General features: G+C 70.8%; 21 protein-coding genes. 13 read left to right on the forward strand and 8 right to left on the reverse strand.

Annotated elements, in window-relative coordinates; translation table 11 throughout:
- Nucleotides 1–143: 143 nt before the first annotated feature.
- The 4 genes from dctP to ACLF3G_RS03880 all read right to left on the reverse strand — a co-directional run bounded on the left by dctP (nt 144) and on the right by ACLF3G_RS03880 (nt 4307).
- Nucleotides 144–1130, reverse strand: a complete 987-nt coding sequence (dctP, locus tag ACLF3G_RS03865; RefSeq protein WP_430668000.1) for a TRAP transporter substrate-binding protein DctP — start codon at nt 1128–1130, stop codon at nt 144–146.
- A 66-nt stretch (nt 1131–1196) separates the two neighbouring features.
- On the reverse strand, nt 1197–2180 hold the full coding sequence (locus tag ACLF3G_RS03870; protein WP_430668001.1) for a TRAP transporter substrate-binding protein: 984 nt from the start codon (nt 2178–2180) through the stop codon (nt 1197–1199).
- Nucleotides 2181–2301: 121 nt separating this feature from the next.
- Nucleotides 2302–3864, reverse strand: a complete 1563-nt coding sequence (locus ACLF3G_RS03875; RefSeq protein ID WP_430668002.1) for an ABC transporter substrate-binding protein — start codon at nt 3862–3864, stop codon at nt 2302–2304.
- Nucleotides 3865–3869: 5 nt separating this feature from the next.
- Entirely contained in the window at nt 3870–4307 is a 438-nt protein-coding gene (locus ACLF3G_RS03880; protein WP_430668003.1) for a CBS domain-containing protein, read from the reverse strand.
- Between the two features lie 200 nt (nt 4308–4507).
- On the opposite strand from ACLF3G_RS03880, the gene ACLF3G_RS03885 reads away from it, so the two are divergent.
- The 4 genes from ACLF3G_RS03885 to ACLF3G_RS03900 are packed head-to-tail and all read left to right on the forward strand — an operon-like array spanning nt 4508 to nt 8462.
- On the forward strand, nt 4508–5596 hold the full coding sequence (locus ACLF3G_RS03885) for an Ldh family oxidoreductase (protein ID WP_430668004.1): 1089 nt from the start codon (nt 4508–4510) through the stop codon (nt 5594–5596).
- A 14-nt stretch (nt 5597–5610) separates the two neighbouring features.
- Nucleotides 5611–6507, forward strand: a complete 897-nt coding sequence (locus tag ACLF3G_RS03890) for an isocitrate lyase/PEP mutase family protein (protein ID WP_430668005.1) — start codon at nt 5611–5613, stop codon at nt 6505–6507.
- On the forward strand, nt 6504–7223 hold the full coding sequence (locus tag ACLF3G_RS03895; RefSeq protein ID WP_430668006.1) for a haloacid dehalogenase type II: 720 nt from the start codon (nt 6504–6506) through the stop codon (nt 7221–7223). The genes ACLF3G_RS03890 and ACLF3G_RS03895 overlap by 4 nt, the downstream gene beginning before the upstream one ends.
- A 57-nt stretch (nt 7224–7280) precedes the next feature.
- The gene (locus tag ACLF3G_RS03900; RefSeq protein ID WP_430668007.1) at nt 7281–8462 is read left to right on the forward strand and encodes a class I SAM-dependent methyltransferase; all 1182 of its coding nucleotides are present in this window, start codon (nt 7281–7283) and stop codon (nt 8460–8462) included.
- Nucleotides 8463–8492: 30 nt separating this feature from the next.
- On the opposite strand, the gene ACLF3G_RS03905 is transcribed toward ACLF3G_RS03900, so the two are convergent.
- Complete coding sequence (locus tag ACLF3G_RS03905; RefSeq protein WP_430668008.1) at nt 8493–9488, reverse strand: Bug family tripartite tricarboxylate transporter substrate binding protein; 996 nt, start codon at nt 9486–9488, stop codon at nt 8493–8495.
- Between the two features lie 108 nt (nt 9489–9596).
- On the opposite strand from ACLF3G_RS03905, the gene ACLF3G_RS03910 reads away from it, so the two are divergent.
- From ACLF3G_RS03910 to ACLF3G_RS03930, 5 genes are all read left to right on the forward strand, one after another.
- Entirely contained in the window at nt 9597–10316 is a 720-nt protein-coding gene (locus ACLF3G_RS03910) for a DUF1028 domain-containing protein (RefSeq protein WP_430668009.1), read from the forward strand.
- A gap of 29 nt (nt 10317–10345) precedes the next feature.
- Entirely contained in the window at nt 10346–11551 is a 1206-nt protein-coding gene (locus ACLF3G_RS03915; protein ID WP_430668010.1) for an MFS transporter, read from the forward strand.
- Nucleotides 11552–11580: 29 nt separating this feature from the next.
- Nucleotides 11581–12546, forward strand: a complete 966-nt coding sequence (locus ACLF3G_RS03920) for a Gfo/Idh/MocA family oxidoreductase (RefSeq protein WP_430668011.1) — start codon at nt 11581–11583, stop codon at nt 12544–12546.
- A complete protein-coding gene (locus ACLF3G_RS03925; RefSeq protein ID WP_430668012.1) occupies nt 12536–13186 on the forward strand; it encodes a hypothetical protein in 651 nt (216 codons plus the stop codon). Before ACLF3G_RS03920 ends, ACLF3G_RS03925 begins: the two co-directional genes overlap by 11 nt.
- Before the next feature lie 79 nt (nt 13187–13265).
- Nucleotides 13266–14423, forward strand: a complete 1158-nt coding sequence (locus ACLF3G_RS03930; RefSeq protein ID WP_430668013.1) for a sensor histidine kinase — start codon at nt 13266–13268, stop codon at nt 14421–14423.
- Nucleotides 14424–14477: 54 nt separating this feature from the next.
- Here ACLF3G_RS03930 and pobA read toward each other — a convergent pair whose 3' ends face one another.
- On the reverse strand, nt 14478–15662 hold the full coding sequence (pobA, locus tag ACLF3G_RS03935; protein WP_430668014.1) for a 4-hydroxybenzoate 3-monooxygenase: 1185 nt from the start codon (nt 15660–15662) through the stop codon (nt 14478–14480).
- 246 nt (nt 15663–15908) lie between these two features.
- Between pobA and phnD the strand changes: the two genes are divergently transcribed.
- The 4 genes from phnD to ACLF3G_RS03955 are packed head-to-tail and all read left to right on the forward strand — an operon-like array spanning nt 15909 to nt 19124.
- On the forward strand, nt 15909–16832 hold the full coding sequence (gene phnD, locus ACLF3G_RS03940) for a phosphate/phosphite/phosphonate ABC transporter substrate-binding protein (protein WP_430668015.1): 924 nt from the start codon (nt 15909–15911) through the stop codon (nt 16830–16832).
- On the forward strand, nt 16829–17692 hold the full coding sequence (gene phnE, locus ACLF3G_RS03945; protein ID WP_430668016.1) for a phosphonate ABC transporter, permease protein PhnE: 864 nt from the start codon (nt 16829–16831) through the stop codon (nt 17690–17692). Before phnD ends, phnE (ACLF3G_RS03945) begins: the two co-directional genes overlap by 4 nt.
- Nucleotides 17689–18471, forward strand: coding sequence for a phosphonate ABC transporter, permease protein PhnE (phnE, locus tag ACLF3G_RS03950; RefSeq protein ID WP_430668017.1), 783 nt, complete (start codon nt 17689–17691; stop codon nt 18469–18471). The genes phnE (ACLF3G_RS03945) and phnE (ACLF3G_RS03950) overlap by 4 nt, the downstream gene beginning before the upstream one ends.
- Nucleotides 18468–19124: a chloramphenicol acetyltransferase gene (locus ACLF3G_RS03955; RefSeq protein WP_430668018.1), complete on the forward strand. Its 657-nt coding sequence runs from the start codon at nt 18468–18470 to the stop codon at nt 19122–19124. The genes phnE (ACLF3G_RS03950) and ACLF3G_RS03955 overlap by 4 nt, the downstream gene beginning before the upstream one ends.
- A 19-nt stretch (nt 19125–19143) precedes the next feature.
- Here ACLF3G_RS03955 and ACLF3G_RS03960 read toward each other — a convergent pair whose 3' ends face one another.
- Both ACLF3G_RS03960 and ACLF3G_RS03965 read right to left on the reverse strand, forming a co-directional pair.
- Nucleotides 19144–20175 carry an amino acid ABC transporter substrate-binding protein gene (locus ACLF3G_RS03960; RefSeq protein ID WP_430668019.1) on the reverse strand — a complete coding sequence of 344 codons (1032 nt, stop codon included), beginning with the start codon at nt 20173–20175 and terminating at the stop codon, nt 19144–19146.
- Nucleotides 20172–22085 carry a TRAP transporter permease gene (locus tag ACLF3G_RS03965; protein WP_430668020.1) on the reverse strand — a complete coding sequence of 638 codons (1914 nt, stop codon included), beginning with the start codon at nt 22083–22085 and terminating at the stop codon, nt 20172–20174. Before ACLF3G_RS03965 ends, ACLF3G_RS03960 begins: the two co-directional genes overlap by 4 nt.
- Nucleotides 22086–22087: the final 2 nt, after the last annotated feature.

Raw genomic sequence — 22087 nt, forward strand, 5'->3', positions numbered from 1 at the left:
TCGGAGGAAACAGCAGGATGGGTCATGGCGGCGCGGCCCCTTCTGGATAACAGGCATGAAAGCGCGCGACGCGCCCGGGCGAAAGCAGCTTCGGGCCGCCGTGACGGGCGACAGGCGCAGGATTGCCCAAGGCGCGGGCGGACTCAGCCCTGCGCTGCGCGATATTGATCCAGCATCCGCCGTCCGTCCGCCCCGGCGCGGGTGGCCCAGTCCTCGATCATGGTATGGCCGGCGGCGCGGATCGCCTCCACCACCACGGCGGGTGCCTCCACCACCTGCACGCCGCGTGCCGCCATGCGGGCCTCGGCCTCGGCTTCCGCCTCCGCCGCCAGGCGCCAGCCGCGTTCGCCGGCTGCGGTGGCGGCGGCGAGAACGGCGTTGCGTTGCGCCTCCGGCAGGCTCTCGAAGGCGCGGCGGTTGACGAAGACGGCGTTCTTCGAGGTGGCGATGGCAGCCTTGATGAAGAAGCGGGAATAGTCCCACACCGCGGTGTCCGCCGCGACCGGCGCCGTCGTGAGCTGCGCCTGGATCAGGCCGGCGGCAAAGGCCTGCGGCACTTCCGGCGCCACGATCAGAGTCGGCTGCGCGCCGAGCAGGCTCGCGAGGCGTGACGAGATGGGCGAGTAGCTGCGGATGCGCAGGCCGCGAAGCTGCGCCGGATCTGTCAGGTTCTGGTTGGCGGTGATCGCGACCTGCGGCCAGGGCGCCAAGTAAAGCAGCATCAGGCCCTGCCGGGCCAGCCGCGCCTCGATGAAGGGCGCCTGCACATTGGCCAGGCGGCGGGCGTCCTCCAGGTTGCGGACCAGTCCGGGCACGGCATCGGCCTCGAAGAACGGATCCTCGTTGCCGTAGGCGGCGAGCAGGATTTCGCCGATCTGCGCTTGGCCGGTCTGCACGCCCCGCTTGATCTGCGGCTGCGGCATCAGGCTGCCATTGGCGTGCAGTTGCACCTGAACGGCACCCTGGGTCTCGGCCGCGACCGCATCGATGAAGCTGCGCAGATTGCGCGTGTGGTAGTTGCCCTCGGCGAAGCCGGTCGCAGCCTGCCAGCGGGCGGCCTGGGCGAAGGCGGGGCGCAGGCCGGGCAGCATGCAGGCGCCGGCAAGCGCGGCGCGGCGGGTGATGGGCATCGTTGGCTTCCTCCCGGGCAAGGCACGCAGTGTACCCTCTCCCCCGCAGGGGGAGAGGGCCTAGAGTCAGGCCTTGTAGTCCGCGATCAGCTTGGCGCCGTCGGCCCCGGCGCGGGCCACCCACTCATCCGTCATCGTCGCGCTGACGCGGCGCAGGCCGGCGAGGAAATCCTCGGTCGGCGGGACGATCTGCATGCCGCGCTGGCCGAGCGTCGCCTCCGTGCTGCGCTGCGCCTCCGCGCTCAGTTCATAGCCGCGCGTCTCGGCGGTCGCGGCGGCGGCGCGGACCGCGGCCTGGTCGGCGGCAGACAGCGCTTCCAGCGCGCGGCGGGACACAAGCACGGCGTTCTTGGTCATCGAGAAGCCGAGCGGGGTGAACACCTTTGCGTAGTCCCAGGCGGCGGTGTCGACGCCGGTGGCGGCGGAGGTGATCTGCGCCTGCACCACGCCGGTGGCGAAGGCCTGCGCGAGTTCGGCCGACTGCACCAGGGTGGGCTGCGCGCCGACCAGGGCGGCGAAGCGGTTGGTCGCCGGGCTGAAGGTGCGGAAGCGCAGGCCGCGCAGGCCTTCCAGCGTCGGGATCGGGTTCTGCGCATACAGGCCCGCCGGCGGCCACGGCACCATGTACAGCAGGCTGAGGCCCTGGCGGGCGAGCCGCGTCTCGATATACGGCTTCTGCAGATCGGCCAGCTTCTTGGCCTGCGCGAAATTGGTGACGAGTTGCGGGATCGCGTCCGCGTCGAAGAACACGTCCTCGTTCGAATAGGCGGTCAGCAGGATCTCGCCGGCCTGCACTTGGCCGGTCTGCACGCCGCGCTTGATCTGCGGCATCGGCAGCAGCGCGCCGTTGGAGTGCAGCTGGATGCCGAGGCGGCCGCTGGTCGCGGCCTCGATGTCGGTCAGCATCTGGCGGATGTTGCGGGTGTGGAAATTGCCGTCGGCATAGGGCGTGGCCATCTGCCAGCGCGTCTGCGCCGCGGCGCCTCGCGTCAGCGCGGGCATGGCAAGGGCGGCGCCGGTGGCGGCAAGGAGGTGGCGGCGATTGATCATGGTGAAGCTGTCCCCCGGATGTTGATCTCCGTGGTTCAGCATCGCCTCCAAAGCCCAGCCACGGCAAGCCCTCACCGTGCCGCTCGCGGCAACCCCTCACCGTGCCGCTCGCGGCAACCCCTTACCTCGCCGGTCGCGTGCCCATCGCAACGGTGCGCTCATCCATCCGCGGCTCATGCACCAGCCCGCGGCGGGTCGCCCAGCTGTTGGAGATGTTGAACAGCGGCACCATCGCGACGTCATCGGTTGCCAAGCGAATTGCCTGGCGCAGCACGGCGGCACGGTCTTCCAGTTGCAGCAGCGTCGCCGCGCGGTCGGTCAGCGCGTCAAGTTCCGGGTTGGAATAGCGCGCCGCATTGGCGGCGCCGCGCTGCGCCGCGCGGTTGAAGGTGCCGAGCACGCTGATCAGGAAGCTGCCCGCCTCCCCGGTGCTGCTGCCCCAGCCGGCCAAGCGAATCGGGTATTCCTGGCGGGCGGACCGGGCTGAATAGGCGGACCAGGGCTGCGCCTCCACCGCGGTGCGCACGCCGATCCGGGTCCACATCTGCGCCACCGCCTGCGCGGTGCGGGCATCGTTCGGGTAGCGGTCGTTCGGCGTGTACAGGGTCATCCGGAAGCCCTGCGGGAAGCCGGCCTCCGCCAGCAGGCGGCGCGCGCCCTCCGGGTCGAAGTCGGGCACCGGCACCTCCGGCGCATGGGTGGTGGTGCCGGCGGGCATCCACTGGCCGGCGGGGGCGGCGGCACCCTCCATCACCCGCTCCACCAGCGCGTCGCGGTTGACCGAGATGTTCAGCGCGCGGCGGACGCGGACATCGTCGAAGGGGTTCGCCTCCAGCGGCCTTCCGTCATTGTCCGTCACCTGCGGCGGGGCGCCGCGGCGGGACCGGTCGAAGGCGATGAAGATCAGGCGCAGGCCCTGCACCTCCGCCACGCTCACGCGTGAATCCCGCTTCAGGCGGGCGAGGTCGCTGGACGGCACCTGGTCGATCAGGTCGACGTCACCCGCGAGCAGGGCGGAGACGCGCGCGGCGTCGTTGGCGATGATGCGGTAGGTCACCCGTTCCCATGGCAGGCGGTCGCCGAACCAGGCGGGATTGCGCGTCAGTTCGAAGCGGTCGCCGGGGGTGGAGGCGGTGATGCGGAAGGGGCCGGTGCCGATGGCAGCGCGGCCGGAATTGAAATCCTCCGTCCCGCGGCCCTCCACCGCATGCTTGGCGACGATGGCGATGGAGCCGAGTTCCACCGGCAGCAGAGGATGCGGTGCAGCGGTGTGGAAGCGCACGGTCATCGCATCGACGATTTCGGTGCGCTGGATGGCACGGACGAAGGGGCTGAAGCTGGCCGGCGAGTTCGGAACCAGTGGCGGGCGGGCGGCGGAAAACGCCACATCCTCCGCTGTGAAGGGCTGGCCGTCATGCCAGGTGACGCCGGGGCGCAGCCTGAACTCCCAGATGGTGGGCGCCACCGCCTCCCAGGACGCGGCGAGGCCGGGGTAGGTCTTCACCTCCGCGTCGCGTTCCACCAGGCGGTCGAAGATATGCATCGAGAGGGCGAAGTTCGGCGCGGCGTTGTAGAAATGCGGATCGACGGAGGTGGGCGGCGCGGCGGTCGCCACGGTCAGGTTCTGTGCCCCTGCCCCCAGCGACCCAAGGCAGAAGACACTCGCCAACAGGACACGCCGCATCTGGATCACCCCGCGCTTTCGACGTAGTGCCGCAATTCCTCGGCCTCGTGCACCGCTTCCTCGATCCGTGCCTTCACCAGGTCGCCGATCGAGACCATCCCGGCGAGGCTGCCATCCTCCGCCATCACCGGCAAGTGACGCACGCGGCGGTCGGTCATCAAGGCCAGCGCCTCGGGAATGCGGGTGCGTGGCGTGACGGTGTGCAGCGCGCGGGTCATCAACTCCGCCACCGGCATGGTGACGGCGGCGGCGCCGTGTTCGCCGACGACGCGCACGATGTCGCGTTCGCTGACGATACCGAGCACGTCGCCCGCGGAATCGCGGACCAGCGCGGCACCGATGCGATTTTCCGCAAGCACGCGCGCCACGCTGCCGACGTCGTCACTGGCGCCGACCGAAATCACCGTCGTGCCCTTGCGGTGCAGGATGATGGCGATGGTCATGGTGTTGTTCCTCCCGGTGGCGCGGGCAACAGCCCGGCCCTCCTCGCGCAATGGTGGCAGGGTCGGGCCGGCGGATTCAAGGATTGCGTGACGCGGCGGTCATTGCGGGTTCATGCGAAGAGGCTGCGTCCAGCCCGATTGACGCCGCGCCGCGCCCGGTCCACCCCTTGCGCAAATGGGCTCGGGGGAAGCAGCAGACCATGCGGGCGACGGCGGACAGCGTACGGGCGCAGATCCTGGCGATCCTTAAAGCCTGGGGCATGCCGGGGGACCTGGCGACGGAAACCGCCGAGGTGATGGTGGACACCGACCTCTCGGGCGTCGACAGCCACGGCATCGGCATGCTGGCGAGCTACGAAGCGATGCGCCGGGCGGGGCAGGTCAAGCTCAACGCGCGCCCGCGCATCGAACGCGATGGCGGCGCGGTGGCGCTGGTCGATGGCGGCGCGGGCCTCGGCCATCCGGCGGCGGCCTTCGCCATGCGCATGGCGATCAAGCGTGCGAAGCAGCATGGGGTGGGTGCTGTGGCGGTGCGCAACAGCCACCATTTCGGCGCGGCGGGCTGGTATGTGAAGCTGGCGGCGCGGGAAGGCTGCGTCGGGTTGGTGACCAGCGGCACGCGGACCATGGCGATGGTGCCGACGCATGGCGCCATGCCCGTGCTCGGCACCAACCCCATCGCCTTCGCCGCCCCCGGCCAGCGGCACCCGCCGGTGTTGCTGGACATGGCGACGACGACAACGGCGGCGAACAAGGTGCGGTCGCGCGCCATGCGCAACAAGCCGATCCCGGAGGGCTGGGTGGTGGATGGCGCGGGCCGGCCGGTGACCGAAGGCGCGGCCGCCGTGGCGCAGGTGTTCGAGCGCGCCGAGGGCGGGCTTTCGCCGGTGGGCGGCACGCCGGACATGGCGAGCCACAAGGGCTACGGCCTGGCGCTGATGGCGCATATCCTGGGCGCCACGCTGTCCGGTGCCTCCTTCTCCCCGATCCGGGTGAAGACGCAGCGGCCGGAGGACCCGGACGATATTGGCCACTTCATGCTGGCGCTGAACCCCGCCGCCTTCCGGCCGGAGGGAGATTTCGAACAGGACCTCGACCAGGCCGTGGACGTGCTGCGCGCGACGCCGGCCGCCGACCCGGCGCAGCCGGTGCTGGTGCCGGGCGACCCGGAGCGCGCCGAACACGCGGCACGCCTGGCCGGCGGCATTCCCATCCCGGCGGCGCTGGAGGCGCAGATCCGCGCCATCGGCGAACGCGCCGGGGTGCCTTTCCTCCTCATCGATGCCTGAAGGATCTTTGCGAAATGGCACATCCCAGCCTGCGGCAGGCGCTCGCCGCCGATGAATTTATCCTCGCCCCGGGGGTGTTCGACATGATCTCCGCCAAGGTGGCGGACGGCATGGGGTTCAAGGCGCTGTACGCGACCGGGTTCGGCGTCACGGCCTCGCATCTCGGGCTGCCGGATGCGGGCATCGCGACCTATACGGACATGGTGTCCCGCATGGGCACCATCGCGCGCGGCTGCACGACACCGGTGATCGCGGATGCGGATACCGGCTATGGCGGGCTGCTGAACGTGCGCCACACCGTGCGCGGCTACGAGGATGCCGGCGTCACCGCGATCCAGATGGAGGACCAGGAGGTCCCCAAGAAGTGCGGCCACACGCCGGGTCGCAAGGTGATCCCGGCGGAGGAGATGGCGCTGAAGATCCGCGTCGCGGCGGAAACGCGGCGCAGCGAGGATTTCCTCATCATCGCCCGCACCGATTCGCGCACTTCGCTGGGGCTGGAGGAAGCGATCCGGCGCGGCAAGATGTTCGCGGAGGCCGGCGCCGACGTGATCTTCATCGAGAGCCCGGAAAGCGAGGCCGAGATGGCCGAGGTCGGCAAGCAGATCAAGAAGCCGCTCTTCGCCAACATGGTCGAGGGCGGCCGCACGCCGATCGTGCCGGCGGACCGGCTGCATGCCATGGGCTACCGCATTGCGATCTACCCGGCCGTGGGCTTCCTGACCGTGGCCGCGGCGCTGACCAAGGCCTATGGGCAGCTCAAGGCGGATGGGCATTCGAACAACATGGGCGTCAACGACGCCTACAGCTTCGCCCGCATGTGCGAGCTGATGGGCTTCCCCGACGTGTGGGAGTTCGACCGGAAATGGGCGGAGGCGGCGGGCAACCTGCCGGCGAAGGCGGCCGAATGAGCGATATCAAGGCCCTGCTGTTCGACGTCTTCGGCACCGTCGTCGACTGGCGCAGCGGCGTGGCGCGGGAGGCGGCGCCGTTCCTGGCGAAGCACCTGCCGGGCGTGGACCCGGCGGGCTTCGCCGATGCCTGGCGCCGGCGCTACCAGCCGGCGATGGAGCAGGTGCGCAGCGGCGCGCGACCCTTCGTGCGGCTGGACGTGCTGCACCGGGAAAACCTGGAGGCGGTGCTGCGCGACCACGGGCTCGACCCGGCGCGCCTGGACCGGGCGGAGCTGGATGCGCTGAATCGCGCCTGGCACCGGCTCGACCCCTGGCCGGACAGCGTGGCCGGGCTGCACCGGCTGCGCGCCCGCTTCATCATCGCGCCGCTGTCGAATGGCAACATCGCGCTGCTGCTGAACATGGCGAAGCGCGCCGGGCTGCCGTGGGATGCGATCCTCGGCTCCGAGGTTTCGCAGGCGTTCAAGCCGAGCCCGGCCGCCTATCTGCGCACGGCGGAGGTGCTGGGGCTGGAACCGGCGCAGTGCATGCTGGTGGCGGCGCACAACGGCGACTTGGCGGCGGCGCGGAAGACCGGGTTCCGCACCGCCTTCATCCCCAGGCCGACCGAACATGGCCCAGGGCAGGACAAGGACCTGGCGCCGGCGCAGGATTGGGACTTCGTGGCGGACAGCTTCCCCAGGTTGGCCGACCTTCTCAACTGCCCGGGTTGATAGAAGCCTGATGCGCCGCAACACTGGCGGCGCATCACGGCAGGCTCCCGACCCTCCATGTCCTTCCCGCATGACGACGCCGCCTGGGCGGAAACCGCCCGCTTCCTGCGCGGCCGCCTGGCGCCCGCGGACCGGGTGGTGGCGCCGGACCCGTTCCGCTGGGCGATTCCGCGCGCCGAGCGCTTCGATGCCGTCGACGGCCGGGCGCCGACGGATTTCGCCTGGGTCGTGGTCCACAAGGGCGAGCTGGACCGGCTGCCGCGCCCTTTCCTCGATGCGCTGGTGGTGCAGACGGCACCGGTCTTCGCCAATGCCGTCTTCGTGGTGTTCGCGCAGGGTTCTGGGCTCGCCGACCTGACCGAGACCGACCATGTGCGCGCCTTCGAGGTGAATTACCGGGCGCTGCCGCCAGCGCCGGGGCCGGTGCTGCAACTGGCCGAGGCACGGCCCGAGCCGGTGGCGCCGCCCCCCACCCCACGCCTGGTCGCGGCACCGGCGCGGGCGCCTCGGACGGCACGGCCACCCCCGCGCGTCAGCGACGTGCCGCCGCGACCCTGGCTGCTGCCCGGCGGCGGGCCAGGCGTGGCGCGCGAGAACGCGTTCCAGGCGGAGCTGGACCGACTGATCGTGGACTACCTCGGCCCGGCGACGGGGGAGGCGGTGCTGGATATCGGCTGCGGCGCCGGCCGGCTGGCGCCGCTGCTGCCGCAGGCCGCGCAGGTGACGGGCATCGACATCTCGCCCGCCGCGATTGCGGCGGCGGAGGCGCGCCATGCCGGGCTGCGGGCCTTCGGCTTCACCCGGATGGATGCGGCGCGGATGGCCTTCGAGGAGGCGAGCTTCGACACGGGGCTGCTGATCGACACGGTGGAGACGCTGGCCGATGTGCCCGCCGTGCTGGCGGAGATTTCACGGGTTCTGGCGCGTGGTGGGCGGCTGATGGTCAGCGCGACGAACCGGGACAGCCTGGCGCTGCGGGCACAGCGCCGGCTCGGGCTGGCAATTCCGGAGGCCGGCTTCAACGTGGCGGAACTGACCGGCATGGTGCGCGCCGCCGGGCTGGCCGTGATTCGCAGCGACGGGTGCTTCCTGTCCCCGGGCTGGGCGCTGCCGGGCGCCGCGCCGGGGCTGGCAGCGCTGGAGGAAGACCCGGAATTCATCGAGGCATCGCGGCTGCTCGGCCGGCGTGCAGGGCCGGAGCACGCGCTGGCCTTCGTGCTGCTGGCGCGCAAGGGCTGAGCCCCCGGCGCCAGCAGGCGGCGGCATGCCTCAGCCGGAGGCAATGCCGCCCTCGCGGATGATCGGCGTCCAGCGCGCCACCTCGCGGGCGATATGGGCCGCGAAATCGGCTGGGCTGCCGCCGACCACGGCACCAGCCTGGGTGTCGAAGATGCGCTGCTTCACGTCCGGCATCGCGGCGATGCGGGCGAACACCTCGTTGATCCGCTGCGCCAAGGCGGGCTCCATGCCGGCAGGCGCCACGATACCGTGCCACACAGCGGTCTCGAAGCCGGGCAGCACGGTGGAAACAGCGGGCACGTCGGGCAGCAGCGGCGTGCCACTGGCATTGCCGATGCCGAGCGCACGGGCATTGCCCTGGCGGATCTGGCCGATGCCGGAGGAGACCGTCGGGAAGCCAAACTGCGCGTCGCCGCGGATCAGCGCCGTCACCATCTCGGCGCCCGAGCGGTAGGGCACGTGCACCATCTTGATGTCGGCCTCCTTCAGGAACAGCGCCATGAACAGGTGGCTGCCATTGCCGTTGCCGGCGGAGGAATAGGTGAAGCCATCCGGCCGGGCCTTGGCCTGGGCGATCACCTCCCGCATGTCCTTCGCCGTGACACTGGGATGCGCCATGAGGACGGCGGGCAGGTTGACCAGGTGGATGATGGGCGTGAAGGCGGTGGGCGGGTCGTAGGACAGGCTCGGGATCAACTCCTTGCCGATGGCATTGGCGCCGACATCGGCCATCATCAGGGTCAGGCCATCCGGCTTCTCCCGCGCCACCACGGCGCCGGCGATCGTGCCGCCAGCCCCGGCGCGGTTTTCCACCACCAGGGTCTGGCCGCCAGTGACCTCGGGGAACTTGGCGGCGACGGTGCGGGACAGCGTGTCGATGGCGCCGCCGGCCCCGAAGGGCACGATCAGGCGGATCGGGCGATCCGGCCATGGGGATTGCGCGCGCGCGGCGCCGCTGGAAACCGCCGGGGCAGCGAGGGCGCCGAGACCAACCAGCACGTGTCGACGCAACAGCTTGGACGACATGTTTCGTTCCTCCCTTGAGATATTGGAAGCAAAATGACCCAGCGCGGACTGGCGCGCAACCGCGGAAGGCCATCTAGTGTGGTGCCCTCGGGAATCGGAAAGCCTGCCATGACCTGGTCCATCGTAGCCCACGACCCGGAAACCGGTGCCTTCGCGGTGGCCGTCACCACCTGCGCCTTCGCCGTCGGCGCTTCCTGCCCCTTCGTGCGGTCCGGCGTCGGCGCCGTGTCAACGCAGTCCATGACCAACCGGTACCTGGGGCCGGCGGTGCTGGACGGCTTGGCGCGTGGCCTCTCGCCAGCGGCGGCCATCGAGGGGGCGCTGGCGGGTGACGAGGGGCGCGGCCTGCGGCAGGTCCATGCGGTGGACCGGCACGGGCGCAGCGCCGCCTACACGGGTGGCAACTGCGTCGAGTGGTGCGGCGACGTAACCTCCGCCCATGTCTCCTTCGCCGGCAACATGCTGGCCGGGCCGGCGGTGCTGGCGGATACCTATGCGGCCTTCGTGGCGAACCCGGACCTTGTGATGGCGGAACGCCTGCTGGCGGCGCTGGATGCCGGGGAGGCGGCGGGCGGCGACCGGCGCGGCCGCCAATCCGCGGCGCTGGTGCTGACCACCACGGAGGATTTTCCGGACCTCTCGCTGCGCGTCGATGACCATGCGCTGCCGCTGGTGGAGTTGCGCCGGCTCTACGGCATCTGGCTGCGCGACCGCGCGCCGGGGCTGCGCGACCAGCCCTCCAAGGCGCGGCCTTCGGGGATCACGGACCTGGACGGCATCGAGCAGCGCTGGATAGCCAAGGGGCTGGACCTCCGGTTGCGGCGCTGACTGACGCTCCGCGTCACGGGCCGGTGACCATGCCGAGACCCTGGGTCGCGGCACTTTCGGCCACGCTGCTGATGCAGACGGTGGGCACCTTCCTGAGCCAGGCGGTGCCGGTGGTGGCGCCGCTGATGACGGCGGAACTCGGTCTGCCGCCGGAGAGCATCGGCAATTTCTCCAGCCTGAATACCCTGGGCGCGATCCTGTTCCTGCTGTTCGGCACGCCGCTGGTGGCGCGCTTCGGGCCGTTGCGGATGCTGCAGGGGGGTGCGCTGCTCGGCAGCCTGGCCTTGGCGGCGGCGGCCGGCGGAGTGGTCTGGCTGCTGCCGCTGGCGGCGCTGCTGATGGGCGTGGGCTATGGCCCCACCGGGCCGGCCGGCAGCCGCATCCTGCAGGCCACCGCCCCGCCGCGGCACCGGGTGCTGATCTTCTCCGTCAAGCAGGCCGGCGCCCCGGCGGGCGGCGCACTGGCCGGCTTCATCGCAGCGCCCATTGCGGCGCTGTATGGCTGGCAGGCAGCGCTGCTGGTGGGCATCGTCGTGGCGCTCGCCTGCGCCGTCGCGATCCAGCCGATGCGCGCCACGCTGGATGCCGAGCGTGACCCCGCGCGGCCGCTGCGGGAGGCCTTCGCGCTGAAGCGGCTCGGCGCGCCGCTGGCGGCGTTGCGGATGCATCCCGTGCTGCCACGGCTGACCTTGCAGGCCTTCGCCTTCGCCGCGTTGCAGGGCAGCCTGTTCAGCTTCACCGTGACCTGGCTTGTGCAGGAACATGGCGCCAGCCTGACTGCGGCCGGCGGCCTGTTCGCCGCGATGCAGCTGGCCGGCGTCGTCGGGCGGCTGGTGCTGGGGTGGGCGGCGGACAGGCTGGGCGATGCGACGCGCAGCCTGGCGGTGCACGGGCTGGTGGCGGCGGCGCTTTCGGCCGCCTGGGTGCTGGCCGGGCCGGGCGCGCCGGGCTGGCTCGGGCTGCTGTTGGCCATGGCGTCGGGCTTCACCGCGGCAAGCTGGAACGGGATCTTCCTGGCGGAGGTTGCTCGCGTTTCGCCGCCGGACCGGGTGGCGGAGGCATCTTCCGGCGCCATCCTGCTGTGCTTCCTGGGCTACCTGACGGCGCCTGCCGCCTTCGCCTGGACTGTGTCCGCCACCGGAAGCTGGGTGCTGCCCTTCCTGGTGGGCTGTGGGTTGCTCGCGGTGGTGTCGCTGCTGGTACTGTGGGGTGGACGGCGCGGCGCCACCGGCTAAACCGCCTGCGGCAATCAGGGAAGCGCAGCATGGCGGTCACGCTCGGCATCGTCGGTTTCGGCATCATGGGGGAACGCCTGCTGCGCGCGGCTCTGGCGCATGACCAGGCGGTGATCCGGCCGGTCGCGGTGTGGGACCCCTCCCCGGCCGCCGCCGCGCGGCTGGCGGAGGTGGCGCCGGGACTGCCGATGCTCGACAGCCCGGCGGCGGTGATCGCGGCCTGCGAGGCGCTGTACGTCGCCTCCCCGCCCAGCTCTCACCTGGACCACGCCGGCGCGGCCTTTGCCGCCGGGCGCGCCGCCTTCCTGGAAAAGCCACTGGCGGCGGACCTCGCTGCGGCGCGCAGCTTCGTGGCGGCGGCGGAGGCCAGCGGGGCGCGGGCAGCGGTGAACTTCCCGATGGCGTCCTCTCCGGCCGTCGCGCAGCTAGGCGCCTGGCGTGCGGGCCTCGGCGCGCCGCGCGCGCTGGGCATCCGCGCGGAATTCGCCACTTGGCCGCGCGGCTGGCAGCAGGGTGCGGCCGGCTGGCTTGCGAAGCGGGCGGAGGGTGGCTTCACGCGGGAGGTGCTGTCCCACTTCCTGTTCCTGACGCGCCGGCAACTCGGCCCGCTGCAATTGCTGGAACGCGACGCCACCTTCCCGCCCGGCGACGGCGCGGAGACGGCGGTGCGCGCGCGGCTGCTGGCGGGCGGCGTGCCGGTGACGGTGGAGGGCCGGGTCGGCGGGACCGACCGCGACGAGGCGAATGAATGGCGGCTGGACGGTGCGGCGGGCAGCATCCGCCTGCGTGACTGGTCGCTGGCGGAACGGCTGGAGGCGGACGGCGCCTTCCGCCCGGCGCCCGACGCGCTGCCGAATGAGCGGATGCGGCCGATGGTGCTGCGCGGGCAGCTCGACAAGCTGGCGGCCCTGACGCGCGGGCAGCCGCAGGATTTGGCGACGCTGCGGGAGGCGCTGGAGGTGCAGGAGGTGGTGGAGGCGATCCTTGGCCTTTAAGCGACGCGCCCTACTGGCGGCGCTGGTGGCCTCGGGTCCGGCGGCCGCCCAGCAGCGCCTGGTGCCGCGGCGTGTCGACAGCCCCGAGGGTTTGGCGCTGGTCGAGGCGCTGCGCGGCGGCGGGCTGGTGATGTTCTTCCGCCATGCTGACACGCGCGGCGAGCCTTGCGACCGCAGCTTCCGCATCGGCGACCGCGCCGGGCAACGCAACATCGGGCCGGTAGGCCGGGCGCAGGCGGCGCGGATCGGGCCTGCCCTGGCTGAATTGGGCATTCCCGTCAGCCGGCCGGTGCTGGCGGGCCCGGTGTTCCGGGCGCGGGATACCGCCGAACTCGCCTTCGGTACGGAACACGTTGCGGTGACTAACAGGCTTCTGGCGGACGACTATTCCGGCGGCCGCCTGGCCTGGGTGCTGGCCGAGCACAGGCGGCTTTTCTCCGCCCCCGTCCCGCCCGGCGGCAACCGCGTCCTGGTCGGCCACCGGACGCCCGCCATCATGGTGGCCGGCGAGTCGGTCGGCGGGCGCGCCTTTCCGGAGGGCGCGACGCTGGTGCTGCGGCCGCTGGGCGAAGACTTCGAAGTTCTGGGAATCCTGGACCTGGTGCCGCTGCCCGGCGGCGGGTTCCATATGTGCGGCTGAACATCCGCCAAGCCCTCATGACGGATTCCTGACGCGGCCGGAGAGGCAACCGCTTGCCGATCCAGGCTTTTGGGCCCGCATGTCCACCAACACCCAGGCCGACCCCCAGGAATTGCTGGCGCAGCAGGCGGCTCTCGCCCGGTTCGGCGAGTTCGCGCTGCGCTGCGATGATCTCGGCGACATCCTTCACGAAGCCTGCCGCCTGGTGGGCGAGGCGCTTGGCACCGACCTCGCCAAGGTGGTGGAATTGCAGCCCGATGGGCTGACCCTCCTGGTGCGCGAAGGTGTCGGCTGGAAGCCCGGCGTGGTGGGCGGGGTCCGCACGGATATGGCGCATGGGCCGGAGGGGCTGGCGCTCCGTACCGGGCAGGCGGTTGTCTCGCCCGACCTGAACCGGGAGGACCGCTTCGAGATCCCGGACTTCGTGCGCGAGCATGGCAGCCAGTCGGCGGTCTGCGTCGTCATCATGGGCGTGGACGGCACGCCGCCCTATGGCGTGCTGCAGGTGGACAGCCGTCAGCGGGAGGCGTTCGGGCCGCCCGACATCTCCTTCCTGCAGACCTACGCCAACATGCTGGCCTCCGCCGTCGGCCGGCTGCGCGCCAGCGCGGAGCTGCGCCGCAAGGCAGAGGACAACGAGCGCCTGCTGCGGGAATTGCAGCATCGGGTGAAGAACAATCTGCAGGTCATGGTGGCAATGCTGGACCTGCAATCGCGCCAGCTCCGCGCGCCGGAAAGCAGGGCGGCGATGCGCGGCGTGGCGCGGCGGGTGGAGGCGCTGCGCCTGCTGCACGACAAGCTGCATCTGTCCGGCGAGGTGGACCAGATCGATCTCGGCGAATACCTGGCGCAGCTCAGCGCCGGGCTGCTCGGCTTCCATGAGGGCGGCGCGGCACGCATCCAGCTGGTGCTGGAAGTGCAGCACGGGCTGATCGCCTCCCCCGACCAGGCGGCGCCGTTAGGCCTCGCGGTCAACGAGTTCATCACCAACAGCCTGAAGCACGCCTTCGGCAACGGGCCGGGCCGGGTCGGGCTGAAGCTGGAGGCGGAGTCGGTGCAGCGCGCCAAGCTCAGCCTGTGGGACAACGGCCAGGGGCTGCCATTGCCGCGGAAGACGAGCGGCACCGGCATGCGGATGATCGACAGTTTCGGCCGCCAGCTCGGCTCCGCCGTGCATTGGAACAGCGACAGCGGCGGCACGCGGCTGGAAATGACGATCCGGCTGCGGTCCGGCTAGGCGCCTAGACGCAGTTTCCTGGTCGTCCGGCGTACGCGCCGGACCTGGAAATGCTCAAACCTCGTAGGGCAGGCCCACGTAGTTCTCGGCCAGCGTCGTCATGGCGGCCCGGCTGGTGGAGACGTAGTCGAGTTCGGCCACCTGCACCCGATGCTCGAAGCGGTCGTCGCCGTCGAAGCGGTGCAGCATCGAGGTCATCCACCAGGAGAAGCGCTGGCCCTTCCAGATGCGGCGCAGGCAGATCTCCGAGTACTGCTCCAGCAGCGTCGCGTCGCCCTTCGCGAAGAAGCGCTCCAGGCCGCGGGCCAGCACGCGGATGTCGGCGATGGCGAGGTTCATGCCCTTGGCACCGGTCGGGGGCACGATGTGGGCGGCATCGCCGGCCAGGAACAGGCGGCCGTGGCGCATCGGCTCCACCACATAGCTGCGCATGGCGGTGACGCCCTTCTGGAAAATCGGGCCTTCCTGGAGTTCAGGACCGCAGCCGAGGCGCTTGTGCAGTTCCGCCCAGATCCGCGCATCCGGCCACAGCGCCAGATCCTCGTCCGGCGCGCATTGCAGGTACAGGCGCGTGACGGTCTCGGACCGCATGGTGGCCAGTGCGAAACCGTCCTGGTGGCGGGCGTAGATCAACTCCTCGGACACCGGCTTGCTGCGCGCCAGGATGCCGAGCCAGGCAAAGGGGTAGATGCGGTCGTAGATGCGGATGATGTCGGCCGGGATGGCGCCGCGGCAGATGCCGTGGAAGCCGTCGCAGCCGCCGATGAAGGCACACTCCAGCACCTGCGCCACGCCGTCATGGGTGAAGCTGATGCGCGGCGCGTCGGAGGTGACATCGTGTACCGCGACATCCGTGACGTCGAACAGGATGGCCGGGTTGCCGGAACACGTGCCGGCGGCCAGCCGCGCCGCGATCAGGTCCTTCACCACCTCCTGCTGCCCGTAGATGGTGACGACCTTGCCGGTCAGGTCGGTCAGCGGGATCCGGTGGCCAGTGCCGTCGAAGCGCAGTTCGATGCCGTGATGCGCCAGGCCCTGGCGGTGCAGGCGGTCCGCCACGCCGGCCTCGGTCAGCGTGTCGACACTGCCCTGTTCCAGCAGGCCGGCGCGGACGCGCTCCTCAACGTATGAGCGCGACCGCGCTTCCAGCACCACGCTGTCGATGCCGGCCAGGTGCAGCAGGTGGGACAGCAGCAGCCCGGCGGGGCCTGCGCCGATGATGCCGACCTGGGTGCGCATCGCCTTGGGTCTCCTTCGTCCTTGGCCCGTATGTGCCGCGGCGGCCGGGCTTGGCAACGGGGTGGGGCAGGAATTGTTTTGAAGCATAACAATCAGGCGCTGTTTGACCATCCTGCTGGCCAATCCTCCGGACCAATCTGCCAAAGGCGCGCGCGGATCGCAGGTCGTCCCGACATGGTCATGCCGGTGTCAAGCAACTGCAACAGCCGGCGCGCTAGACGGCGCCATCCGAACGGGAAACGCCGCATGATCCGTCGCCGCACCACGCTCGCCGCCACTGCCGCGATCCTCGCAACGCCCCTGGTCGCGAGGCCAACCCAGGCGCAGGCCGGCTGGCGTGCCAGCATCCGCGAGCTGCGCCTCGGCGTATCCTCGGCCGAGAACGAGCGCGACGCGATCGCGCGCCAGCAGCCGTTCCAGGACTACATCCAGCGCAGCCTGGGCGTGCCGCTTCGGGTGTTCCGCGCCACGGACTACGCCGGGGTGGTGGAGGCGCTGCGCGGCGGCAACATCGAATTCGCCCGCTTCGGGCCGGCGGCCTATGCGCTGGCACACCGGGTGATGGGGGACGGCGTGGTGCCCTATGCCCGTGACCGCGATGCGGCGGGGGCCACGGGCTATCACAGCGTGGTCTTCGTCCGCGCCGACAGCCCGCATCGCCGAATCGAGGATCTGGCCGGCAAGTCCTTCGCCTTCGCCGATCCCAACTCCGCCTCCGGCTTCGCCTTCCCGTCCTATTTCCTGCGCCGGGCGGGCTTCGATCCGGCCCGGCATTTCAGCCGCACCGGCTTTTCCGGCAGCCACGAGCAGAGCGTGATCGCGGTGCTCAACGGCACCTACGATGCCGCCGCCACCTTCTGGTCGAACGAGGAACGCGGCAACATCCAGCGCATGATCGAGAAGGGCATGATCCAGCCCGGCACCACGCGCATCGTCTGGACCAGCCCGCAGATCCCGAACTCGCCCTGGGTGATGCGCGGCGACCTGCCGGCGGATTTGCGGCGGGACTGGGCGGAGGCGGTCTTCGCCATGCCGGAGCGGGACCCGGAGGCGTTCCGCGTCGCGTCCTCCGGCGCCGCCGGCCTGGTGCCGACGACGCATGCCGACTACCTCGATGTCATCGCGGTGGTCGGGGACAATCTCCAGCGCCGTCGCCAGCGCGGCTCGTGACGTCCGCGCGGCTTGCGGCGGAGGCGGCCTGGACCAGCGCCAGGCGCCGCCGCCGTGCCTTCTCCTCCCTCTGGACCGCGGTGTTCCTGCTGGCCGTCGCGGTGGCGGCGCAGGTGGGGGAGGTCAGCCTGGCGCGGCTGGCGGCCGGGCTGCCTATGGCGCTGGACTACATCGGCCGCACGCTGCCGGCGCTGAGCCTGTCCACGCTGCGGGCGGACCTGGCGGAATGGATGTGGGGGCTCGACCTGTGGGTCGGCCTGCTGCTGGACACCGTGCTGATCGGCTACACCGGCACCGTGCTGGGCGCCGCGGCGGCGCTGCTGCTGTCCTTTCCGGCGGCGACCACGCTGGCGCCACGCTGGTCCGTGGAGGTGGTGCGGCGCGTGCTGGAGCTGGCGCGCACCGTGCCGACGCTCGTCTTCGCGCTGATCTTCGTCTACGCCTTCGGCCTCGGCCCGCTGGCCGGCGTGCTGGCGGTGGCGCTGCACACCATGGGCGCGCTCGGCAAGCTGTTCGCCGAGGTGCATGAGAACGCCGATCTGCGCAGCGTCGATGCGATCCGCGCCGCCGGTGGAAGCTGGGGCCAGGCGATGCGCTACGGCGTGCTGCCGCAATCCCTGCCCGGCCTGCTGTCCTTCGGCCTGATGCGCTTCGAGATCAACGTGCGGGAGGGGTCCGTGCTCGGCATCGTCGGCGCCGGCGGGATCGGGGAGGAGCTGTACCTGTCGGTGCGGCAATTCTCCTACCCCGACATCTCCGCCATCCTGATCCTGATCCTGCTGACGGTGACGCTGATCGACCTGCTCTGCGGCCGGCTGCGGCACCGTATCATCGGCGCGGAGGCGCTGCGCGCGGCATGATGGCCCCGACCTTCCTTGCACGACATTCGACCGCCCTGATCTTCGGCGGCGGCTTCCTCCTGCTGCTGTTCGGCCTGTGGCGCGTGGATGCCGCGCCGGCGCGGCTGCTGGAGGGGATGCAAAAGCTTGGCTGGCTGCTGGCGCTGATGTGGCCGCCGAGCCCGGGCGGCGCGCTGCGCGACCTGCTCGGCGCGCTGGCGGAAACGGTCGCGATGGCCTTCCTCGGCACGCTGCTGGCGGTGGTGGTGGCGCTGCCGCTGAGCTTCCTCGGCGCCGGCAACATCATCGGCAATGTCCTGGCCAGGTTCACCATCCGCCGCGCCTATGACGGGCTGCGGGCGGTGGACAGCCTGGTCTGGGCGCTGATCTTCGTCTCGGCCGTCGGCATGGGGCCCTTCGCCGGCATCCTGGCGCTGGCACTGCCGGATATCGGGCTGCTGGCCAAGATGTTCTCCGAGTCACTGGAAGCGGCGGAACGTCAGCAGGTGGAGGGTGTGCGGGCGGCCGGCGGGTCGCGGCTGCACGCCATCCGCTACGGCCTGCTGCCTCAGGCGGGGCCGGTGATGCTGGCGCAGGTGCTCTACACCTTCGAGAGCAACACGCGCTCCGCCACCATCCTTGGCGTGGTCGGCGCCGGTGGCATCGGCCTGGCGCTGTCCGACCGCATCCGGCTGAACAACTGGGACGAGGCGGCGTTCATCGTGCTGATGATCCTGGTCGCCGTCGGCCTCATCGACTGGGGCAGCCGGCAGCTGCGATTGAGGCTGATCCGCGCATGACCCGAGATCCCGACAGCGCCCGCAAGCAGCTTGGCGAGGCGCCGCTGATCCACCCGACGGCGAACGTCAGGGACAGCAGCTTCGGCTGCTATACGGAGGTCGGCGCCCGCAGCAGCGTCGCGGAGACCAGCTTCGGCGACTACGCCTATGTCGTGAACGACAGCCAGATCATCTACGCGACTGTGGGGAAATTCTGTTCGATCGCGAGCCACACGCGGATCAACCCGGGCAACCATCCGCTGGACCGCGTGGCGCTGAGCCACTTCACCTACCGGGCCAGCGCCTATGGCCTGGGCGAGGACGAGGCCGGGTTCTTCGACTGGCGGCGCGAACACCATGTCACGCTCGGGCACGATGTCTGGATCGGGCATGGCGCGATCGTGCTGCCGGGAGTGACCATCGGCACCGGTGCGGCGATCGGCGCCGGAGCGGTGGTGACGAAGGACATTCCGCCCTTCGCCGTCGCGGTCGGCAATCCGGCGCGGGTGCTGCGCTACCGCTTCACACCGGGAGTGCAGGCGAGCCTGCTGCGGATCGCCTGGTGGGACTGGCCGCGGGAAAAGCTGGCGGAGAGGTTGGCGGATATGCGCCGTCTTTCCGCCGAGGATTTCTGCGCCCGCTACGACGTCGGCACCCAACCCTCTCCCCCTTGAGGGGCAGAAGGCTTCACGATCAGCGGATTGGCGGCGCGTACATCAGGCCGCCGCGGGTCCACAGGTCGTTGATGCCGCGGGACAGGCCCACCGGCGTGTTGCGGCCGAGGTGACGCTCAAAGATCTCGCCGTAGTTGCCGACCGCCTTGATGGCGTTGTAGGCCCAGCGGCGGTCTAGCCCGATGAACGGGCCATGGTCGCCGGAAACGCCGAGCAGGCGGCGGATCTCCGGGCGCGGGCTGGCCAGCATCTGGTCCACATTGGCCTGGGTGACGCCAAGCTCCTCCGCCTCGATCAGGGCAAACACGGTCCAGCGGACGATGTCGAACCACTGGTCGTCGCCATGCCGCACCGCGACGGCCAGGGGTTCCTTCGAGATGATGTCGGGCAGCACCACATGCTCCGACGGGTTCTGCAGGGCGGAGCGGATGCCGGCGAGCTGCGAGGCATCGGTGGTGAACACGTCGCAGCGGCCGGACTGGTAGGCGATGCGGGTCTCGTCATTCTGCTCGAACACCACCGGTCGGATCGCCAGGTTGTTGCTGCGCGCCCAGTCCGCCAGGTTCAGCTCGTTGGTCGTGCCCGACGTCACGCAGAAGGTGGCGCCGCCGAGCTGCGCCGCGCGGGTAACGCCGAGGCTGGTGCGCAGCAGGAAGCCCTGGCCATCGTAGAAGTTCACCGCGGTGAAGTTCAGGCCGTTCGCGGTATCGCGCGACTGGGTCCAGGTGGTGGTGCGCGGCAGCACGTCGATCTGGCCGGATTGCAGCGCCGGCAGGCGGGCCGCGGAGGTGACGACGACGAAGCGGGCGCGGGCGGCGTCGCCGAACACGGCGGCGGCAATCGCGCGGCAGGTGTCGCCATCAAGGCCGGTGTAGATGCCGCGGCTGTCCATCACGCCGAAGCCGGGCGCGCCAGGATGCGCGCCGCAGTCGACCGAGCCCTTGGCGCGCACCGCCGTGAGCGTCGGGCCGGGTTGTGCCATGGTCTGCGCCACTGCGGGCAGCGCCAGGCCCAGCGCCAGGCCGAAGGCGGCGAGCGATTTACCCATCATGCTTTCTCTCCCGATATGCGGCGCGCGGTTCGAGCCGCCACCATTTGCCATGCCGCGACGGCGCCCAGCGCGCCGACCGCCAGCAGCAGCCTGGCGCTGTCCGGGATCGCGTGCAGGAAGGCGACCGCGAGCCCGAGCGCGCCGAGCAGCAGGCGCAGCATGGTCCCCATCGGCGCCAGCAGGAACCCCGCATAGGCCGAGGTGAACAGCACCAGCGCGCCGGCCATGATGGAGATGGACAGCATGATCTGCACCAGCCCGCCGCGCATCATGATGCCGGGGTCGTAGATGAAGGCGAAGCCGACCGCGAAGCCGGCGATGGCGAAGCGGGAGGAGTGTAGCGCGGTCATGGAGGGGCTGGATTTCGCGATCGCGGCCGCCGCGAAGGCCGCCGCGGCAACCGGCGGCGTGGTATCCGCCAGCACCGCGAAATAGAAGACGAACATGTGCGCCTGCAGCATGTCGACGTTGAGGTACGCACCGAGTTCCAGCACCTGCGGCACGCCGATGGCGGCGGCGATGATGTAGCTCGGTGTCGTCGGGATGCCCATGCCGAGCACCAGCACGGTGATCGCCAGGAATACCAGCAGCAGCGCCAGATTGCCGCCGGCCAACTCCTTGATGATGCCGCCGAAGGCCACGACCATGCCGGTGGCGGTCAGCGCGGAGACGACGATGCCGGCTCCGGCGATGGTGACGGCCAGCGGCGCCATGGTCAGGCCGGCGCGCGCCAGGCTTTCCACCACCTGCATCGGCGTCATGCGGCTGCGCCGGCGCAGGAAGGCGACGGCGACCATCGAGAGCGTGGCGCAGAAGGCGGCGAAATTGCCGGACCAGCGTTCCGTCATCAGCCAGACCAGCACGCCGATCGGGATGACCAGGTGCGCATCCGCCAGCACCTCCCGCCACGCCGGGATCTCGGCGATCGGGACCGGGGCGAGGCCGAGCTTCTTCGCCTCGAAATGCACGGCGGACAGGATGGCGAAGTAGTACAGGACCGCGCCGGCCGCGGCGGCGACCAGGATGTTGCCGTAGGGGATGTTGGTGATCTCGGCCATGACGAAGGCCGCCGCGCCCATCACCGGCGGCATCAGCGCACCGCCGACGCTCGCGGCACTCTCGATTCCGCCGGCAACCGCCGGGCGGTAGCCGACGCGGATCATCAGCGGGATGGTCATCGACCCGGTGGTGATGACGTTGGAGACGGAGGAGCCGCTCATCGTGCCGAACAGGCCGGAGGTCACCACGGCGACCTTGGCGGGCCCGCCGGAATAGCGCCCGGCGACGGCAGTGCCGAAGTTGGAGAACAGCCGCCCGGTGCCGCTGCCCTGCATGAAGCTGCCGAACAGGATGAAGACGGCGATGATGGTGGCGACGATGCCGGTCAGCGGCCCGTAGACGCCGCCGGCGGTGGGCACCAGCCAGGAGGCCTCGACGATCTCGGCCGGCGTGAAGGGCCGCGCGTTGAGCATCCCCGGCACCAGCCAGCCCCACTGCATGTAGGCCAGCGAGATGGCGACCATGAGGGCGAGGCCGGGTTCGACCGCGCGCCGTATCGCCTCCAGCAGCGTGACGATGGCGAGGATGCCGAGCGCCATCATGGTGGGCGTGAAGGGGTCGACGTATTCCATGCGGTCGGCGACCGCCATCCAGTTCCACATCACCCAGGCATGCGGAATGCCGGACGCCACCGCCCAGACCCAGTCCAGCACCGAGGGCCGGCGCTTCGGCGAACGGGTCCTCAACGCCGGGTACAGCAGGAACAACAGCGGCGTGAAGACCAGCAGGTGGAAGCCGCGCATCTGGATCGGCTCGGGAAAGCCCGTGCCGCCGAAATAGAGGTGGACGGCCGCCGCGGCCGCCGCCCACGCCCAACAGACCCACTTCAGTGGGCCGACGAGGTCCCGCATCC

This window comes from Falsiroseomonas sp. HC035 (assembly GCF_050563525.1).
GTDB lineage: Bacteria > Pseudomonadota > Alphaproteobacteria > Acetobacterales > Acetobacteraceae > Falsiroseomonas.

Coding starts and splice junctions, on each gene's coding strand:
- ACLF3G_RS03890 (WP_430668005.1), top strand. CDS start 5,611: ATGGCACATCCCAGCCTGCGGCAGGCGCTCGCCGCCGATGAATTTATC.
- ACLF3G_RS03920 (WP_430668011.1), top strand. CDS start 11,581: ATGGCGGTCACGCTCGGCATCGTCGGTTTCGGCATCATGGGGGAACGC.
- ACLF3G_RS03955 (WP_430668018.1), top strand. CDS start 18,468: ATGACCCGAGATCCCGACAGCGCCCGCAAGCAGCTTGGCGAGGCGCCG.
- ACLF3G_RS03895 (WP_430668006.1), top strand. CDS start 6,504: ATGAGCGATATCAAGGCCCTGCTGTTCGACGTCTTCGGCACCGTCGTC.
- ACLF3G_RS03875 (WP_430668002.1), bottom strand. CDS start 3,864: ATGCGGCGTGTCCTGTTGGCGAGTGTCTTCTGCCTTGGGTCGCTGGGG.
- ACLF3G_RS03910 (WP_430668009.1), top strand. CDS start 9,597: ATGACCTGGTCCATCGTAGCCCACGACCCGGAAACCGGTGCCTTCGCG.
- ACLF3G_RS03880 (WP_430668003.1), bottom strand. CDS start 4,307: ATGACCATCGCCATCATCCTGCACCGCAAGGGCACGACGGTGATTTCG.
- dctP (WP_430668000.1), bottom strand. CDS start 1,130: ATGCCCATCACCCGCCGCGCCGCGCTTGCCGGCGCCTGCATGCTGCCC.
- ACLF3G_RS03930 (WP_430668013.1), top strand. CDS start 13,266: ATGTCCACCAACACCCAGGCCGACCCCCAGGAATTGCTGGCGCAGCAG.
- phnE (WP_430668017.1), top strand. CDS start 17,689: ATGATGGCCCCGACCTTCCTTGCACGACATTCGACCGCCCTGATCTTC.
- ACLF3G_RS03900 (WP_430668007.1), top strand. CDS start 7,281: ATGTCCTTCCCGCATGACGACGCCGCCTGGGCGGAAACCGCCCGCTTC.
- ACLF3G_RS03905 (WP_430668008.1), bottom strand. CDS start 9,488: ATGTCGTCCAAGCTGTTGCGTCGACACGTGCTGGTTGGTCTCGGCGCC.
- ACLF3G_RS03870 (WP_430668001.1), bottom strand. CDS start 2,180: ATGATCAATCGCCGCCACCTCCTTGCCGCCACCGGCGCCGCCCTTGCC.
- ACLF3G_RS03885 (WP_430668004.1), top strand. CDS start 4,508: ATGCGGGCGACGGCGGACAGCGTACGGGCGCAGATCCTGGCGATCCTT.
- ACLF3G_RS03965 (WP_430668020.1), bottom strand. CDS start 22,085: ATGCGGGACCTCGTCGGCCCACTGAAGTGGGTCTGTTGGGCGTGGGCG.
- pobA (WP_430668014.1), bottom strand. CDS start 15,662: ATGCGCACCCAGGTCGGCATCATCGGCGCAGGCCCCGCCGGGCTGCTG.
- ACLF3G_RS03915 (WP_430668010.1), top strand. CDS start 10,346: ATGCCGAGACCCTGGGTCGCGGCACTTTCGGCCACGCTGCTGATGCAG.
- phnD (WP_430668015.1), top strand. CDS start 15,909: ATGATCCGTCGCCGCACCACGCTCGCCGCCACTGCCGCGATCCTCGCA.
- ACLF3G_RS03960 (WP_430668019.1), bottom strand. CDS start 20,175: ATGATGGGTAAATCGCTCGCCGCCTTCGGCCTGGCGCTGGGCCTGGCG.